Raw genomic sequence first — 15,935 nt, forward strand, 5'->3', positions numbered from 1 at the left:
CTCTTACTATAAGTTTAATATCCACTGAAAATTAAGACAATTAATATGATCGTTTCTCTAAAAAAATGTAATACAACCTCATAGTCTTCTCATAAATTTCCATATAGAATAGAAGTATATAGCTTCATATAAAAAAGGAGTTGATCGTTATATGTCAAAAAAATTATGTAAATCCGAAACTGATAAAATGCTATTTGGTATATGTGGTGGTTTAGGAGAATATTTTGATATTAGTTCTACTCTCATTCGTATCCTTTGGGTCATTGCTATTTTATGTTTTGGAACGGGATTTTTAGTTTACTTTATTTGTTTATTACTTATGCCACGTTCGTACTAATGGCATCACTTCCTATACTTAAGAAGAGCATATAAAAAATCACCTATAGAATTCTATAGGTGATTTTTTCATGAAGAGTATTTCATCGTTAAATGTAATACAGCCACTTCATCTTCTTCATTTTTATAGCTATGTTTCTTATTCGCTTCAAATTGAATGGAGTCAAACTCGTTTAATTCGTATACATCATTCTCCACTTGAATGGATACTTTCCCTTTCATTACCGTTACAAGCTCAATAGCACCTTCATGATGAGCTTCCGGTTCATATATACTATTCGCTCTTAAACAAGCACGGTGCATTTCCATCCCTGTTTCTTTCGTGTAACGGAACATCGTTTCTAAATGCCATACTTGTCCTACATCTACTGCAAATCCTTCTCCGCAGCGCGCAACAGCTACAGGTTCTCCAACAACCATTAATCTCGATAAAGGTATCGATAACCCTTTCGTTATTTTCCAAATGACAGCTAACGTTGGATTCGTTTCACCTCTCTCAATTTTCCCTAATGTTAATTTACTAACTCCTGTTTTTTGGGCTAATTCTTCTAAACTTAATTTTTGTTCATTTCGAATTTGTCTTAATAGCTGACCTACTTGCTGAATGACTTCTTTCGTTTGCATATCTTCATGTTCTTTCATCTATAAAACCACCTTAAATTATAAAATAGTTTACTTTTATTATCTTAAAGTATATTATACTATACATAATTATTTATTTCCAAAAGGAGTGTTATATTTCATGCGTGCAATATTATTAGGCCTCTTATCATCAGCCTTTTTTTCTGCAACTTTTATTATTAATAGAGCAATGAATGTATCTGGAACGAGCTGGGCTTGGACAGCTTCCTTCCGCTTTTTATTCGCTCTCCCTATTTTATTCCTTATCGTTTTATTTCGCAAAAACTTAGGTGGGTTATGGGCAGAGTTAAAAAAACATCCATTCGCATGGATCGGATGGGGTTCCGTTGCAGGGATTGGTTTCTATTCTTTATTAAGTTTCGCAGCTGTCTTCTCTCCGGCTTGGCTCGTTGCCGGAACTTGGCAAGTTACGATATTAGCAGGTTTACTTTTATCACCACTATTTTTCGTAAAAATAGAAACGAAGTCAGGTACAAAACTTGTACGCGGAAAAATTCCGCTTCGTAGTTTATATGTAGCATTATTTATTTTACTAGGTGTAATTTGTATGCAAACAACTGCAGCTGGACACATTACAATAACTCAGTTCATTTCAGGGTTTTTACCTGTCGTATTAGCTGCTTTTTTATATCCGTTCGGCAACCGAAAAATGATGGAACTTGTGGGGGGACGTCTTGATACATTCCAGCGTGTATTAGGAATGGCAATAGGCAGTCTTCCTATTACAATTTTACTTGGTATATACGGATTTTCTACTACTGGTATTCCAACATCCAGCCAAATGCTGCAAGGATTTTTGTTAGCTTTATGTTCCGGCGTCATTGCGACGATGACATTTTTCTTTGCCACTGACTTAGCAAAAGACAACCTCGCTTTACTTGGTGCCGTTGAAGCAACACAAGCTGGAACGATGGTCTTTACAGTACTTGGTGAAATTGTGTTCTTGAACGGTTCATTCCCTGGTGGCCTTTCCCTATTTGGAATGATTATTATTATGTTAGGAATGGTTGCAAATAGTATTTTAAACCGTTCTGTTCCAGTCATTAAACAGAAAAAGTCAGCATAACAAAAGATATGGTTCTTCTTCATAGAACCATATCTTTTTTATTGTCCCCCTATTTCGCCTTATCAGAATAGTATTTCATTGGCTGTTTATACGAAAACCTATGTTATAATACGTTTCATGCGCATTAATAGGAGGTAAATTATGTTAAAAAAAGCAATCGCTGAATTTATTGGTACATTTGTACTTGTATTATTCGGAACTGGAGTAGCTGTCACTGGCGGCGGAATTGAAGGAATTGGAACATTAGGAATCGCTATGGCTTTCGGTCTATCTATTGTAGCTATGGCATATAGCATTGGAACAATTTCTGGATGTCACATTAACCCAGCAGTATCGGTAGCTATGTTCATTAACAAAAGAATGAACGCTATGGAACTTTGTTATTATGTATTAGCTCAAATTTTAGGTGGTTTATTAGGAACTGCAACGTTAGTAACGATTTTACGCTCTGCTAAAACACCTTTAGATAATTTAGGACAAAATGGTTTCGGAACTCTTGGTTTATCTGGAGCATTTTTAGTTGAGTTCGTTTTAACTTTCGTATTTATTTTAGTTATCATGGCTGTAACAGGTAAAAAAGGAAGTTCTTCTTTAGCGGGACTAGTAATTGGTTTCACATTAGTTTTAATTCACTTATTAGGAATTCCTTTAACTGGAACATCTGTTAACCCTGCTCGTAGTATCGCACCAGCTTTATTTGTTGGTGGAGAAGCACTTTCTCAACTATGGGTATTCATCGTAGCACCAATTCTTGGTGGTATCGTAGCAGCTATCGTAGGTAAATTCATTTTAAATACTGAAAAATAGAATTTTCAATATTTCTGAATAAAAAAAGGCGAGCCCTCATTATGAGGAAGCTCGCTTTTTTATTCTTTTATTTTAGACTTTAAATTTGTAACTAATTGCTCTACCGTTACATTTGCAAGTACGTTTTCCATCGCTTCTTGCGCTTGCATTAAAATAATTTCTAATACTGATTGAATATTAGCTCCTACTGGACATTCAATGTTGGGATTTTCATGGAAGGAAAATAGATGTCCTTCTTCTACAACTTCCACTGCTTTATATACATCAAGTAATGTAATTTCTTCTAAATCACGAGCAAGTGTCGTACCACCTTTACCGGCTTGTACATCAACAAGTCCTGCTCTCTTCAACATTCCTGTAATGCGACGAATCACAACTGGATTTGTATTCACACTACCAGCAATCCATTCAGAGGTACAGCGAGAGTTTCGATCTATCGCAAGTAAAGTCAACATATGAACACCTACTGTAAAACGACTACTAATTCCCATCTGCACACCCTCCTTTGTATTCATTCTATTAAAAGACAACCCTTACTATTATATACTATTTTTAATTTATACATAAAGAAAAAGCATGATTTCAATAGAAAATCATGCTTTTCTCTCATTATTGACGCTTAATAAATTTTGCTAAATCTTTAAATTTCACTTTGTCTGAGTAATTCATTACACCATTTACATAGATACGACTTGTAACAGCGTTTAATATACCAATCGTCGCCAATAAGACTACTAATGTTATCGTAATTTCTAACATGCCTGCTTCACCGGCTACAATACGTGAGAAGGTAACCATCGGTGTAAAGAACGGAACGTAAGAACTTACAACAACGATAGTACTATTCGGATCACTTAATGATTTAATACTAATGAAGAATGCAGCCATAATTAAAATCATTATCGGGAAAGATACAGCTTGTAAATCCTCCGTCTTAGAAACAACAGCGCCAGCTGCAGCGTACATCATCGCATAAAGTAAATATCCCGTAATGAAATAAACAAGGAACATACTTATAACTTTTGCATCTAATTTTGTAAAGTCAATTGGAATTCCAAATAATGAGGCGTTTTCTAAATCGACCCACCCTAACAAATAAGGAATAAGATAACCGCACGCTAATATGACCAGTTGTAATAAAGCTGTTGAAACAACTGCTAATATTTTCGCATACATCATCGTAAGCGGTTTTACTTTCGGCAGCATGACTTCCATTACACGTGACGCCTTTTCTGATGCAATATTCATTGCAATTGTATTTCCGAACGCGACAATAAACATATATAAAGCAAATGTAAAGAAATAGGCAATTCCGAAAGAAGAAGAGCGATCTTTTATTGCTTCTTGTTTCACTGAAATTTCAGTTTGCAATTGCTGTGCAATTTCTGGTGAAACATTATGCTTTGCAATTGTCACCATTGTATATTGTTGTTTGAAATAACTTGCCATGATTGCAGAAGTTGCTTGGCTAGGAAATCCATTATACATATACGTAACCTCTGGAGCTCCATTCTTTTCTATTACATGAAACAAACCATCCAGCTCACCGTCTTCTACTTGTTTATGCAGTTTATCAAAATCTGCTTTTGAACCAACCGTTATTTTTGCTGATGGTAATAGCTTAGTTAACTCTTCTTTTTGTACGTTGTATGTGGAACTTTCTGTTACAACTGCAATTTTATCTTTATCCTTACTTTTATCATTCCCTGAAGTAAAATGATTAAATGCAAAAATCCCAAATACAACTAAAAATAATATCGCACTCGTAATTAATGATTTTTTAGATAAAAACGCTTCTCTAAAATAAAATGAAAATACATGAGAAAATTTACGCATCGTTATTTCGCCCTCTCTACAAAGATTTCATTTAACGTCGGCTCTAACATTTTAAATTGACGCAAGGTAACACCTTGTTCTTGCAATTGTTGTAAAATCTTTAGAGCTTCTGCATCGTCTTGTACTTTTATATAAAGAAGGCCTTGTTGTTTTTCATATGAAACATGTATAGCTTCTAATCCCTTTTCATTCTCTGCTGTATCTTCAATCGTTAAATTACGGAAACCATATTCTTTCTTAATATCACTTAACTGTCCTTTGACAACTGCTTCGCCTTTTTTCAAAATACATACATGTTGGCAAAAAGCTTCTACTTGTTCCATACGATGACTGGATAAAATAATTGTCTTCCCGCTCTGTACTTGTTCTTCAATAATGCTAGCTAACATCCCAGCATTGACTGGGTCAAGTCCGCTAAACGGTTCATCTAAGATGAGAAGTTCAGGATTATGAAGAAGAGCAGCAATTAATTGAATTTTTTGCTGATTCCCTTTTGAAAGCTCTCCTGCCGTTTTAAATTTGTATTCTGGAATTGCTAATCGCTCTAACCAGTGGTCAATGGCAAGATCTACTTCTTTTTTCGTCATTCCTTCTAATCTACCAAAATATCGCAGCTGGTCTATTACTCTACTTTTTGTATATAAACCTCTTTCTTCTGGTAAATAACCAATCGTTACCCCACTAGTCCCAAATGATTTTCCATCCCATGTAATAGAGCCTTCATTAGGCGTTAATAATCCGAGAAGCATTTTGATTGTAGTTGTTTTCCCTGCACCATTTCGTCCAAGTAATCCTAGCACTTCACCTTTTGGTAACGAAATTTGCAAACCGTTAACTGCTTTTGATTCCCCAAATAGTTTCGTTAAGTTTTGAATTTGTAAACTCAAAGTATAAAGCCTCCCCTTTATTATCATTCGTACTCTCTTTCAAAGATTATGTTTATTTAGGATAAAATATAGCACTACGCTTCATCCTCTTATATATAACATTACCTTTAATCCATCATTTGTTCTATTTAGTTAAAATTGTAAATAACAAAGGTTTATTTGTCAATTATAATTGTCATTACGACAATAAAACCTGTCAAAATGACTATCATTATTTTGCTCATCTTTCTAATATAGGACACACTACTATATATACAAAAGACAATATGCAAATGTTCATAAAAAATTTTTATATTTTAATATATAATATAAGATGATTTTCTAACATCAAGGAGGATACATATGAAGATGAAGAGGGGCATTACCACTTTATTATCTGTAGCGGTTCTATCTACATCGCTTGTAGCATGTTCAGGAACGACAGAGAAAACAGCGGCCAAAGAAGAAAAAGTAAAATTAACAGAACAGCAATTAATGGCTGATTTATGGTATCAAACAGCTGGTGAAACGAAAGCACTTTACTACCAAGGGTACAATATCGGTCAATTGAAGCTGGATGCAGCTCTTGCAAAAGGGACAGCAAAAAAACCTGCTATCGTACTTGATTTAGATGAAACTGTTTTAGACAACAGTCCTCATCAAGCAATGAGTGTAAAGACAGGAAAAGGCTATCCTTACAAATGGGATGATTGGATTAATAAGGCTGAAGCTGAAGCCCTTCCAGGCGCAATTGATTTCTTAAAATATACAGAGTCTAAAGGTGTAGATATTTACTACATCTCAAATCGTAAAACGAACCAACTAGATGCGACTATTAAAAATCTTGAGCGCGTAGGTGCTCCTCAAGCAACGAAAGAACATATATTATTACAAGATCCGAAAGAAAAAGGGAAAGAGAAACGCCGTGAACTCGTTTCTCAAACACATGATATTGTCTTATTCTTCGGTGATAACTTATCTGATTTCACTGGTTTTGATGGTAAATCGGTAAAAGATCGCAATCAAACAGTTGCAGATTCAAAAGCACAATTTGGTGAGAAATTCATCATTTTCCCTAATCCAATGTACGGCGATTGGGAAGGAGCTTTGTATGACTATGATTTCAAAAAATCAGATACGGAAAAAGATAAAGTCCGTCGTGACAACTTAAAATCATTTGAAGCAAAATAAAAGAGGATGGCATTTGCCATCCTCTTTCTTTATTGCATATTTCTCGTTAAAGGTAAAATAAACACTTCTACACGTCTATTTTTTGCTTTTCCTTCCGGTGTATCATTTGGTGCAATCGAACGGTATTCTCCGTAACCAATTGCACTAAATTTTCCTGGTTGCAAATCTTTATTTTGAAGTAATACCTGCATAAAATTAACGGCACGCTGTGTACTTAACTCCCAGTTTGATGCAAACTGAGCATTTGCGATAGGAACAGTATCTGTATGACCAGATACTGTAATCTCACGAGGTGATGCGGAAACAAGCAGGTTAGACATCTCTTTTGCAATCCCTAACGATTCTAATTTCACATCTGCTTTCCCCGAGTCGAATAGTACATTTTCTAATATTGTTACCATTAATCCTTTTTCAGTTAAATCGGTTTTAAAAGAAGACGATAATTGCTTTTCCTCAATATATTTATCAATACCTTTTTGTACCGCTTTTAATTCATTCATTTCTTGCTGCTTTACTTCAGCCTCAGCATTCTTTTTAATCTGCTCAGATTCTAAACTATTTGCTGACAACTCTTTCTCTTCATTCGGCTTCTGATCACTTAAAAACTCTTTATTTCCTGTTCCGCCTGCTAGTTCACTCCGAAAAGCTACTGCCATCTGTTTAAACTTCGCAGCATCTATACTACTCATTGCGAATAATACGATGAATAATGCAAATAACAACGTTAACATATCAGAATACGGAATTAACCACGTTTCATCGATATGCTCATCATGTTTTTTCTTTTTACCTCTTCTATTTTTTTTACTCCGCATTTTTTTCTGCTCCTATTTCTAGCTTTTTACGCTCAGTTGCAGAAAGTGCACCTAAAATACGGTTCTTCATAATAAACGGATATGTACCTTCTTGTAACATTAATAAACAATCAATAATTAAACGTTTTTTCTCGATTTCAGCTGCAGATTTTTGCTTTAACTTATTTGCAAATGGATGCCATAGTACATAACCTGAAAAAATACCAAAAATCGTTGCAATAAACGCACCTGAAATAGCATGTCCTAACTTGTCAATATCAGTTAAATTACCAAGCGCAGCTACAAGACCAATAACAGCACCTAAAACCCCTAATGTCGGTGCATACGTACCAGCTTGTGAAAAAATCGCCGCTCCTTTTGCATGCCTTTCTTCAATTGCTTCTAATTCAGCTTCTAAAATCTGCTCTAAATCTTCTGCGGATACGCCATCAATCACAAATTTCATACCACGTAAAAGAAATTCATCTTGAATTTTGTCTAATTGTTGCTCTAAAGACAAAATACCGTATTTTCTACTTTCAGATGTCCAATGAACAAATAATTCTAGCAACTGTTCGTAACTTAAATCCTTTTTATTTGAACCAAAAAGAACTTTAAATAATTTTGGAACCCTTTTTAGTTGATTCATCGGAAATGCAATACAAACTGCGGCAAATGTACCGATGAAAATAATTAATGCTGCGGCAGGATTCAATAAGGCTGTTACGTCAGCGCCCTTGACGACCATCCCTACTACTACCGCTACAAATCCTAAAATGAGTCCAATAATTGTTGCAAAATCCATTCCCATTCACTCCTAGTCTATACAAGAAGTTCTTTATTCTCGATAATCGCTACATCTTCTTATGTATATATATTACATAAAAAATTCAATTCATGAAAGATAAGAAATGAATTATATGAAAAAATACTACAATTTCACACATTTTCTGACATTTTCTTTGCATTTTCATTACGTTACGGCTCTTATATTTCTTTTTCAACAAACTAAACTTATAATAAAAACAATACATATTTTATTAAGAAAGGACTGTGATTACAAGGCATCATGAAAAAAATAATAATTATTTCTGCCGCTACTATTGTAATCGGTATCACATCTTTCGCTTATTTCAGTTCTGAATCACCATTACAAAATGGGGCGAAAGCTGTCGAAAGTCAAAAACATAGTAATCATCCAAAAGAAGAGATTCCTGCTTTTCCAAAAGCTGATCATAATGAAAAAAAACTAGATGATAATTTTTCCGTTGTAACAAATCCGGATTCTGCTCTTGTATTAGTCAATAAACATCGTAAATTACCAGATGGGTATATTCCAGAAGATTTAAAGAAACCGAACGTACCATTTACTAGTCCAAAAGATAAAGAGAAAACATTACTTCGTAAAGATGCTGCAGATGCGCTTGAGAAAATGTTCCAAGCAGCGAAAAAAGAGGGGATAGAACTTACAGCAGTTTCAGGTTACCGTTCTTACAAACGTCAACAGTCATTACATAATACCTATATTAAGCGCCAAGGAAAAACTGAGGCTAATTCGGTAAGTGCAATTCCAGGAACAAGTGAGCATCAAACTGGTCTAGCAATGGATATTAGCTCAAAATCTGCTAAATTCCAATTAGAACCAATCTTTGGCGAGACAACAGAAGGGAAATGGGTTGCAAAACACGCCCATGAGTTTGGATTTGTCATTCGTTATTTAGAAGATAAAACAGAAACAACAGAGTACGCATACGAACCATGGCACTTACGCTACGTTGGTAATCCATATGCCACATACATATATAAACACCATCTAACATTAGAAGAGGCAATGAAGGATAAAAAATAAGAGAGCGATTCGCTCTCTTATTTTTGTATTCTCTTCTATTATTTTAGTAATTTCATCTTCCATTCTTCAGGCCATGGCTCGCCTCTTCCTGTTTTTTTCGATGCTTGTACCATCATACCGCGTCCAACTAAACAAACTTCCCCTTCTGCATTTTTGACCATATAGTGCAAATCTAAAGAAGAATTCCCAACTGTTTCTGCCTTTACATATACTTTCAACTGCTCATCAAAATATATTTGTTTGATGAAATTACATTGTAAATCTGCAACAACGATCATCGTTTCTGATGATTCATTTGTCCATTCTTGCATAAATCCAAGTTCTTTAAACAATGCGATACGTGCTTCTTCAAAATATGTAAAAGCAATGACATTATTTACATGTCCAAACATATCTACTTCACCGAAACGAACTTTTACAGGATTGTAAAACGAAAAACCACTTTCCCATTTCTTAAAGTCTTCAATATAAGAAATTCTCTTCATCGTTTTCTCTCCTTTTCAATTACTAATATACAGAATAAACTGAAAAATAATCTTATAAATATGCCCCTTCAAATGAAGAGGCATATTTATTAATAGTTATTATCGCTACCAAAGAAATCTTTGAACGATTGAATTGTTGTATCACGGTTTAATGCTGCGATTGAAGTTGTTAATGGAATACCTTTCGGACATGATTGCACACAGTTTTGAGAGTTACCACAGTTTGCAAGCCCTCCATCTCCCATAATTGCACGTAAGCGATCTGCTTTGTGCATTTCACCTGTTGGATGCGAGTTGAATAAACGAGCTTGTGATAACGGTGCTGGTCCAATAAAGTCAGATTTACTGTTTACGTTTGGACATGATTCTAAGCAAACACCACATGTCATACATTTTGAAAGCTCATAAGCCCATTGACGTTTCTTCTCCGGCATTCTTGGTCCTGGACCTAGGTCATACGTACCATCGATTGGAATCCAAGCCTTAACGCGTTTTAATGCGTTAAACATACGACTACGGTCAACTTGTAAATCACGTACAACCGGGAATGTCTTCATCGGTTTTAAGCGAATTGGCTGTTCTAATTGATCAATAAGCGCTGTACATGATTGACGTGGTTTTCCGTTAATAACCATCGAGCAAGCGCCACATACTTCCTCTAAACAGTTCATATCCCATGCAATCGGAGTTGTTTGGTTCCCTTTTGAATCAACAGGATTACGGCGAATTTCCATAAGTGCCGAAATAATATTCATATTTGGACGATATGGAATTTCAAACTCTTGGTCAAACTCTTGTGCATCTGGTCCATCTTGTCTCGTAATGATGAGGCGGATTGTTTTCTCAGACATGTTGCTTATCCCCCTTCTCTTCACCCTTAGCAGCTACATCATGTTTTGAAGAATAGTCACGTTTACGTGGTTTAATTAATGAAACATCCACTTCTTCGTAATGGAATGCTGGTGCATTTCCTTCTCCCTCAAATTTTGCCATTGTAGTTTTTAAGAAGTTTGCATCATCACGATTTGGGAATTCCGGTTTGTAATGCGCTCCGCGGCTTTCATTACGGTTATATGCCCCAATTGTAATAACACGAGCTAGCTCAAACATATTTGCAAGTTGACGTGTAAATGAAGCACCCTGGTTACTCCATCTTGCTGTATCGTTAATGTTAATGCGTTTGTAACGCGCCATTAACTCTTCAATTTTTGCATCTGTTTCTAATAACTTTTTATTTTCACGAACTACTGTAACGTTATCTGTCATCCATTCTCCCAGCTCTTTGTGAAGAACATATGCATTTTCGTTACCATCAAGCGTTAAAATATTGTTAAATTTCTCTGTTTCGATTAATTCATTTTGCTCATATACACTAGAAGAAACAGCATCAGATGATTTAGAAAGACCTTTCATATACTCAATTGCGTTCGGTCCTGCTACCATACCACCGTAAATTGCTGATAATAGTGAGTTCGCACCAAGGCGGTTACCACCGTGCATAGAATAATCGCACTCACCTGCTGCAAATAAACCTGGAATGCTTGTCATTTGCTTATAATCAACCCATAGCCCGCCCATTGAATAGTGAACCGCTGGGAAGATTTTCATTGGTAGTTTACGAGGATCATCTCCTGTAAACTTCTCATAGATTTCAATAATTCCACCAAGTTTAATATCTAGTTCTTTCGGATCTTTATGAGAAAGATCTAGGTACACCATGTTTTCACCGTTAATACCTAGTTTTTGCTCTACGCAAACATCAAAGATTTCACGCGTTGCAATATCACGAGGTACAAGGTTTCCGTAAGCAGGATATTTCTCTTCTAAGAAGTACCATGGCTTACCATCTTTATATGTCCAAACACGCCCACCTTCACCACGTGCAGATTCACTCATAAGACGTAACTTATCGTCTCCAGGAATTGCCGTTGGATGGATTTGAATAAACTCACCGTTCGCATAATATGCACCTTGTTGATATACAGCAGACGCTGCTGTACCTGTATTGATAATAGAGTTAGTTGATTTTCCAAAGATGATACCAGGGCCCCCTGTTGCCATAATCACGGCATCAGCTTGGAAACTTTTAATCTCCATAGTTTGTAAGTCTTGTGCAACGATTCCTCGGCACACACCTTCATCATCAACAACAGCTCGTAAGAAATCCCAACCTTCATATTTCGTTACAAGTCCTGCTACTTCGTGACGACGTACTTGCTCATCTAATGCGTATAGTAATTGCTGTCCAGTTGTTGCACCAGCAAATGCTGTACGGTGATGTTGTGTTCCACCAAAACGACGGAAATCAAGAAGTCCTTCTTCCGTACGGTTGAACATAACACCCATACGGTCCATTAAATGAATAATACCAGGTGCTGCTTCACACATTGCTTTAACTGGTGGTTGGTTCGCTAAGAAATCCCCACCATAAATTGTATCGTCAAAGTGGATCCATGGAGAATCCCCTTCACCTTTCGTATTTACGGCACCGTTAATTCCGCCCTGAGCACATACAGAATGTGAACGTTTTACTGGTACTAATGAAAACAGTTCAACATTTACTCCTGCTTCTGCCGCTTTAATCGTTGCCATTAAGCCAGCCAAGCCACCGCCGACTACTATAAGTTTCCCTTTCATGCTCTCCCACTCCTTACTGGTTTGCTAGCTGTGGATCGATGAACGCTAATAATGCACTCACACCTACATAAGATAGACCTAAGAAAATAGCTAATGTTACATAAGTAGAGATTCTTTGTGAACGTGGAGACACTGTAATTCCCCAGCTAATGCAGAATGTCCATAGTCCATTTGCAAAGTGGAAAATTGTTGAAACAACACCAACTAAATAGAATGCAAACATAGCTGGATTGTTTAAAATATCTGCCATCATATCGTAGTTTACCTCTTTACCTAACATTGCTTGAATACGAGTTTCCCAGACATGCCAAGAAATGAAGATCAGCGTAACGATACCTGAAATTCGTTGGAAGACGAACATCCAGTTACGGAAATAACCGTAAGATACCGCATTGTTCTTAGCTGTAAATGCAATATATAAGCCATATATAGCATGGTACAGTATAGGTAAAAAGATGATGAAAATTTCTAGCGCATACCGGAATGGAAGGAGCTCCATAAAGCCTGCAGCTTTGTTAAAAGCCTCTGCTCCTCTTGTTGCAAAGTTGTTTACAATTAGATGTTGCGTCAAAAAGACACCAACCGGGATGACCCCCATTAATGAGTGCCACTTACGAAACGTATACTCGCGGCCTTTCATGTCCCCATTACCCCCTTGAATGTTTGACTGCTGTTTTCAGATTAATTTACAACAATAATGTTTTTTCACTATTGGCATAAGAAAAACTGAAAAAATTATTCGAAATATTTCAGCATAATTTGATACCAAGTTCATTTTACTCCTATTTTTGTCGAAGCGTCAAGAAAACGTATACATAATTTGCATATAATTTGCCAATTCTTTTTTTCTTCTTATATATTCAGATTTTCCTAAAGAAAAATCTGTTTTTATAAATGAGAAATGTTATATAATAAGCCCTATAGAAAGAGGGGAATATTGTGAGCAAAAATACAATCGATATAACATCTTTAGAAGATGTTTCATTGAACGCCTTCGCTTATGAATTGCTACGTGAAGAATTACTACCTGATTTAATTGGTAACGATTTAGATGGTATTTTATACTGGTCCGGTAGAAACCTTGCAAGAAAATATCCGCTAGAAACAATTGAAGAAGTCATTCAGTTCTTTGAAAAAGCTGGTTGGGGCACTTTAAGTATTATTGAGCATAAACGTCGTGAAATGCAGTTCCAACTTAAAGGCACTCTCATTGCTGAACGTCAAAAACAAAACAGACATTCTTCTTATCAATTAGAAGCTGGATTCATTGCTGAGCAAATTCAGAAGCAACGAAACGTCGTAGCAGAGTCATACGAAGAAAAGAAAAAACGTTCAGACTCTATTACATTTCTTGTGAAATGGGATATAAAAGATCTCATTGAAGTGTAGCCTTACCTACAGTCAACTAGACATATAAGTTTAGTTGACTTTTTTGTATTTTCATTCAGATGAGTTTATTTTAAATCTTCAGAAATTATACCAAAAAACAGAAGACGTTGTAAACTACAACGTCTTCTTATCTGTTAAATACGTATAAATTGTTTCTGCGACATTTTTCGGCATACCCGCTTCGACAAATTCTGCTACAGAAGCTTCTTTCATCTTCTTTAATGAACCAAAATGTTTTAACAATACCTTTTTCCGTTTATCACCGATTCCTGGAATATCGTCCAGTGCTGATTGAATGACAGATTTCCCGTGTAATTGACGATGGAATGTAATCGCAAATCGATGCACTTCATCTTGAATGCGCTGCAATAAATAAAATTCTTGGCTATTCCTCTCAAGTATCACCGGTTCAGGTGGATCCCCAATAATTAAATGGGATGTTTTATGTTTGTCATCTTTTACAAGGCCTGCCATCGGAATATATAACCCAAGCTCATTTTCTAGAACATCACTTACAGCTGCCAGATGACCTTTTCCCCCGTCAATAATGATTAAATCTGGTAATGGTAAATTCTCTTTAAGCGCCCTTGTATAACGGCGCCTCACAACTTCTCTCATAGACTCATAATCATCTGGTCCTTGAACCGTTTTAATTTTATATTTCCTGTACTCTTTCTTCGCTGGTTTCCCATCGATAAAAGCAATCATTGCAGAAACGGGATTTGTTCCTTGAATATTTGAGTTATCAAACGCTTCAATACGATACGGTGTTTCAATCCCGAGCTGCTTTCCTAACTGATCTACAGCTTTAATCGTTCGCTCTTCATCACGTTCAATTAAGTAGAATTTCTCTTCAAGTGCAATTTTCGCATTTTTATTTGCTAATTCTACAAGATCTTTTTTCTTACCACGTTTCGGCTGCGTCGCTTCAACTTCTAAAAAGCGCTCTACTAATTCTGAGTCTATACTTCCTGGAACAACAATTTCTTTCGGTTTAAAATGACTGCTGTTTTCATAAAATTGACCGATAAACGTTAAAAATCCCTCTTCTGGTTCATCATAGATTGGAAACATAGAAACATCACGTTCAATTAGCTTTCCTTTTCGAACGAAGAAAACTTGAACGCACATCCATCCTTTATCAACTGCATATCCAAATACATCACGGTCCACTAAGTCACTCATAATCATCTTTTGTTTTTCCATAATTGCATCTATATGAGCAATTTGATCTCGCAATTCTTTCGCACGTTCAAATTCTAGTTTCTCTGAAGCCTCATACATCTTTGTTTCTAATTCTGAACGAATTTCTTTATGTCCACCATTTAAAAACTTAATAATTTCATCCACAATTTCTTTATTTTGTTCTTCCGTCACTTCTTTCACACAAGGTGCTAAACATTGGCCCATATGATAATATAAACACACTTTATCGGGCATGTTTGAGCATTTGCGAAGCGGATACATGCGATCTAATAGTTTTTTCGTTTCATGAGCTGATTGTGCATTCGGATAAGGGCCAAAATACTTTCCTTTATCCTTTTTTACGTTACGTGTAATGAGTAAGCGCGGCTGTTTTTCAGCGGTAATTTTAATAAAAGGATATGTTTTATCATCTTTTAATTGAATATTATATTTTGGATCATACTTTTTTATTAAATTTAACTCTAAAATAAGAGCCTCCAAATTTGAAGAGGTTACGATATATTCAAAATCTACAATTTCTCCTACAAGCCGAAGTGTTTTCCCATCATGCGAACCAGTAAAGTACGAGCGCACACGATTTTTTAACACTTTTGCCTTCCCGACATATATAACCGTTCCTTGCTTATCTTTCATTAAATAACAACCAGGTTGATCTGGTAAAATAGCCAATTTCTCTTTCAAATGTTCGTGCACTCGCCTACCTCCATTTCTACATGCTTATCATTGCAAATTCAAAATAAAAACATACAATGACAAAACACCCAACATACGTTCTTTTATTGTAACGGAAAGGTTTAAAAAAGGAAAATAAAAAAAGCTACCAAATGGTAG

At 35.8% G+C, this 15,935-nt stretch carries 17 protein-coding genes; 6 read left to right on the plus strand and 11 right to left on the minus strand.

Annotated features, from left to right (window positions below; genetic code table 11):
- Nucleotides 1-151 precede the first annotated feature (151 nt).
- The gene (locus G9F74_RS09890; RefSeq protein ID WP_000038412.1) at nt 152-337 is read left to right on the plus strand and encodes a PspC domain-containing protein; all 186 of its coding nucleotides are present in this window, start codon (nt 152-154) and stop codon (nt 335-337) included.
- 68 nt (nt 338-405) lie between these two features.
- On the opposite strand, the gene G9F74_RS09895 is transcribed toward G9F74_RS09890, so the two are convergent.
- A complete protein-coding gene (locus G9F74_RS09895) occupies nt 406-978 on the minus strand; it encodes a helix-turn-helix domain-containing protein (RefSeq protein ID WP_016109147.1) in 573 nt (190 codons plus the stop codon).
- A 100-nt stretch (nt 979-1,078) separates the two neighbouring features.
- Here G9F74_RS09895 and G9F74_RS09900 point away from each other — a divergent pair, with 100 nt between their 5' ends.
- Nucleotides 1,079-2,044: a DMT family transporter gene (locus G9F74_RS09900; protein WP_001201643.1), complete on the plus strand. Its 966-nt coding sequence runs from the start codon at nt 1,079-1,081 to the stop codon at nt 2,042-2,044.
- A 141-nt stretch (nt 2,045-2,185) separates the two neighbouring features.
- On the plus strand, nt 2,186-2,851 hold the full coding sequence (locus tag G9F74_RS09905) for an aquaporin (RefSeq protein ID WP_000913214.1): 666 nt from the start codon (nt 2,186-2,188) through the stop codon (nt 2,849-2,851).
- Nucleotides 2,852-2,910: 59 nt separating this feature from the next.
- Here the strand turns inward: G9F74_RS09905 and G9F74_RS09910 are convergent, their stop codons facing one another.
- The 3 genes from G9F74_RS09910 to G9F74_RS09920 form a co-directional block, all read right to left on the minus strand.
- The gene (locus G9F74_RS09910) at nt 2,911-3,342 is read right to left on the minus strand and encodes an Rrf2 family transcriptional regulator (RefSeq protein ID WP_000512996.1); all 432 of its coding nucleotides are present in this window, start codon (nt 3,340-3,342) and stop codon (nt 2,911-2,913) included.
- Between the two features lie 118 nt (nt 3,343-3,460).
- Complete coding sequence (locus G9F74_RS09915; RefSeq protein ID WP_001224992.1) at nt 3,461-4,687, minus strand: ABC transporter permease; 1,227 nt, start codon at nt 4,685-4,687, stop codon at nt 3,461-3,463.
- A 2-nt stretch (nt 4,688-4,689) separates the two neighbouring features.
- On the minus strand, nt 4,690-5,574 hold the full coding sequence (locus G9F74_RS09920) for an ABC transporter ATP-binding protein (protein WP_000058105.1): 885 nt from the start codon (nt 5,572-5,574) through the stop codon (nt 4,690-4,692).
- Nucleotides 5,575-5,916: 342 nt separating this feature from the next.
- Here G9F74_RS09920 and G9F74_RS09925 point away from each other — a divergent pair, with 342 nt between their 5' ends.
- On the plus strand, nt 5,917-6,744 hold the full coding sequence (locus tag G9F74_RS09925) for a 5'-nucleotidase, lipoprotein e(P4) family (RefSeq protein WP_000782780.1): 828 nt from the start codon (nt 5,917-5,919) through the stop codon (nt 6,742-6,744).
- Nucleotides 6,745-6,773: 29 nt separating this feature from the next.
- Here the strand turns inward: G9F74_RS09925 and motB are convergent, their stop codons facing one another.
- Together motB and motA are read right to left on the minus strand one after the other, a co-directional pair.
- A complete protein-coding gene (motB, locus tag G9F74_RS09930) occupies nt 6,774-7,559 on the minus strand; it encodes a flagellar motor protein MotB (protein WP_001256738.1) in 786 nt (261 codons plus the stop codon).
- Nucleotides 7,549-8,343, minus strand: a complete 795-nt coding sequence (gene motA / locus G9F74_RS09935; RefSeq protein WP_000344856.1) for a flagellar motor stator protein MotA — start codon at nt 8,341-8,343, stop codon at nt 7,549-7,551. The genes motB and motA overlap by 11 nt, the downstream gene beginning before the upstream one ends.
- A 264-nt stretch (nt 8,344-8,607) precedes the next feature.
- Here motA and G9F74_RS09940 point away from each other — a divergent pair, with 264 nt between their 5' ends.
- Nucleotides 8,608-9,387, plus strand: coding sequence for a M15 family metallopeptidase (locus G9F74_RS09940; RefSeq protein ID WP_016109148.1), 780 nt, complete (start codon nt 8,608-8,610; stop codon nt 9,385-9,387).
- Nucleotides 9,388-9,425: 38 nt separating this feature from the next.
- On the opposite strand, the gene G9F74_RS09945 is transcribed toward G9F74_RS09940, so the two are convergent.
- From G9F74_RS09945 to sdhC, 4 genes are all read right to left on the minus strand, one after another.
- Entirely contained in the window at nt 9,426-9,872 is a 447-nt protein-coding gene (locus G9F74_RS09945) for an acyl-CoA thioesterase (RefSeq protein ID WP_000822752.1), read from the minus strand.
- Between the two features lie 89 nt (nt 9,873-9,961).
- The gene (gene sdhB, locus G9F74_RS09950; RefSeq protein ID WP_001291830.1) at nt 9,962-10,723 is read right to left on the minus strand and encodes a succinate dehydrogenase iron-sulfur subunit; all 762 of its coding nucleotides are present in this window, start codon (nt 10,721-10,723) and stop codon (nt 9,962-9,964) included.
- Nucleotides 10,716-12,509 carry a succinate dehydrogenase flavoprotein subunit gene (gene sdhA, locus G9F74_RS09955; RefSeq protein WP_000676745.1) on the minus strand — a complete coding sequence of 598 codons (1,794 nt, stop codon included), beginning with the start codon at nt 12,507-12,509 and terminating at the stop codon, nt 10,716-10,718. Before sdhA ends, sdhB begins: the two co-directional genes overlap by 8 nt.
- 13 nt (nt 12,510-12,522) lie before the next feature.
- The gene (gene sdhC / locus G9F74_RS09960; RefSeq protein ID WP_000678354.1) at nt 12,523-13,149 is read right to left on the minus strand and encodes a succinate dehydrogenase cytochrome B558; all 627 of its coding nucleotides are present in this window, start codon (nt 13,147-13,149) and stop codon (nt 12,523-12,525) included.
- Nucleotides 13,150-13,448: 299 nt separating this feature from the next.
- Between sdhC and G9F74_RS09965 the strand changes: the two genes are divergently transcribed.
- Entirely contained in the window at nt 13,449-13,898 is a 450-nt protein-coding gene (locus G9F74_RS09965; protein ID WP_000042215.1) for a YslB family protein, read from the plus strand.
- 114 nt (nt 13,899-14,012) lie between these two features.
- On the opposite strand, the gene uvrC is transcribed toward G9F74_RS09965, so the two are convergent.
- Nucleotides 14,013-15,797 carry an excinuclease ABC subunit C gene (uvrC, locus tag G9F74_RS09970; protein WP_000544286.1) on the minus strand — a complete coding sequence of 595 codons (1,785 nt, stop codon included), beginning with the start codon at nt 15,795-15,797 and terminating at the stop codon, nt 14,013-14,015.
- Nucleotides 15,798-15,935 lie beyond the last annotated feature (138 nt).

Source organism: Bacillus sp. EKM202B, from assembly GCF_011066025.1.
Lineage (GTDB): Bacteria > Bacillota > Bacilli > Bacillales > Bacillaceae_G > Bacillus_A > Bacillus_A toyonensis.

What these genes read in the sequence shown, in the direction of transcription:
- G9F74_RS09915 (WP_001224992.1), bottom strand. Translation starts at nt 4,687, where the DNA reads ATGCGTAAATTTTCTCATGTATTTTCATTTTATTTTAGAGAAGCGTTT.
- sdhC (WP_000678354.1), bottom strand. Translation starts at nt 13,149, where the DNA reads ATGAAAGGCCGCGAGTATACGTTTCGTAAGTGGCACTCATTAATGGGG.
- motA (WP_000344856.1), bottom strand. Translation starts at nt 8,343, where the DNA reads ATGGATTTTGCAACAATTATTGGACTCATTTTAGGATTTGTAGCGGTA.
- motB (WP_001256738.1), bottom strand. Translation starts at nt 7,559, where the DNA reads ATGCGGAGTAAAAAAAATAGAAGAGGTAAAAAGAAAAAACATGATGAG.
- sdhB (WP_001291830.1), bottom strand. Translation starts at nt 10,723, where the DNA reads ATGTCTGAGAAAACAATCCGCCTCATCATTACGAGACAAGATGGACCA.
- G9F74_RS09905 (WP_000913214.1), top strand. Translation starts at nt 2,186, where the DNA reads ATGTTAAAAAAAGCAATCGCTGAATTTATTGGTACATTTGTACTTGTA.
- G9F74_RS09890 (WP_000038412.1), top strand. Translation starts at nt 152, where the DNA reads ATGTCAAAAAAATTATGTAAATCCGAAACTGATAAAATGCTATTTGGT.
- G9F74_RS09940 (WP_016109148.1), top strand. Translation starts at nt 8,608, where the DNA reads ATGAAAAAAATAATAATTATTTCTGCCGCTACTATTGTAATCGGTATC.
- G9F74_RS09945 (WP_000822752.1), bottom strand. Translation starts at nt 9,872, where the DNA reads ATGAAGAGAATTTCTTATATTGAAGACTTTAAGAAATGGGAAAGTGGT.
- G9F74_RS09910 (WP_000512996.1), bottom strand. Translation starts at nt 3,342, where the DNA reads ATGGGAATTAGTAGTCGTTTTACAGTAGGTGTTCATATGTTGACTTTA.
- sdhA (WP_000676745.1), bottom strand. Translation starts at nt 12,509, where the DNA reads ATGAAAGGGAAACTTATAGTAGTCGGCGGTGGCTTGGCTGGCTTAATG.
- G9F74_RS09925 (WP_000782780.1), top strand. Translation starts at nt 5,917, where the DNA reads ATGAAGATGAAGAGGGGCATTACCACTTTATTATCTGTAGCGGTTCTA.
- G9F74_RS09895 (WP_016109147.1), bottom strand. Translation starts at nt 978, where the DNA reads ATGAAAGAACATGAAGATATGCAAACGAAAGAAGTCATTCAGCAAGTA.
- G9F74_RS09900 (WP_001201643.1), top strand. Translation starts at nt 1,079, where the DNA reads ATGCGTGCAATATTATTAGGCCTCTTATCATCAGCCTTTTTTTCTGCA.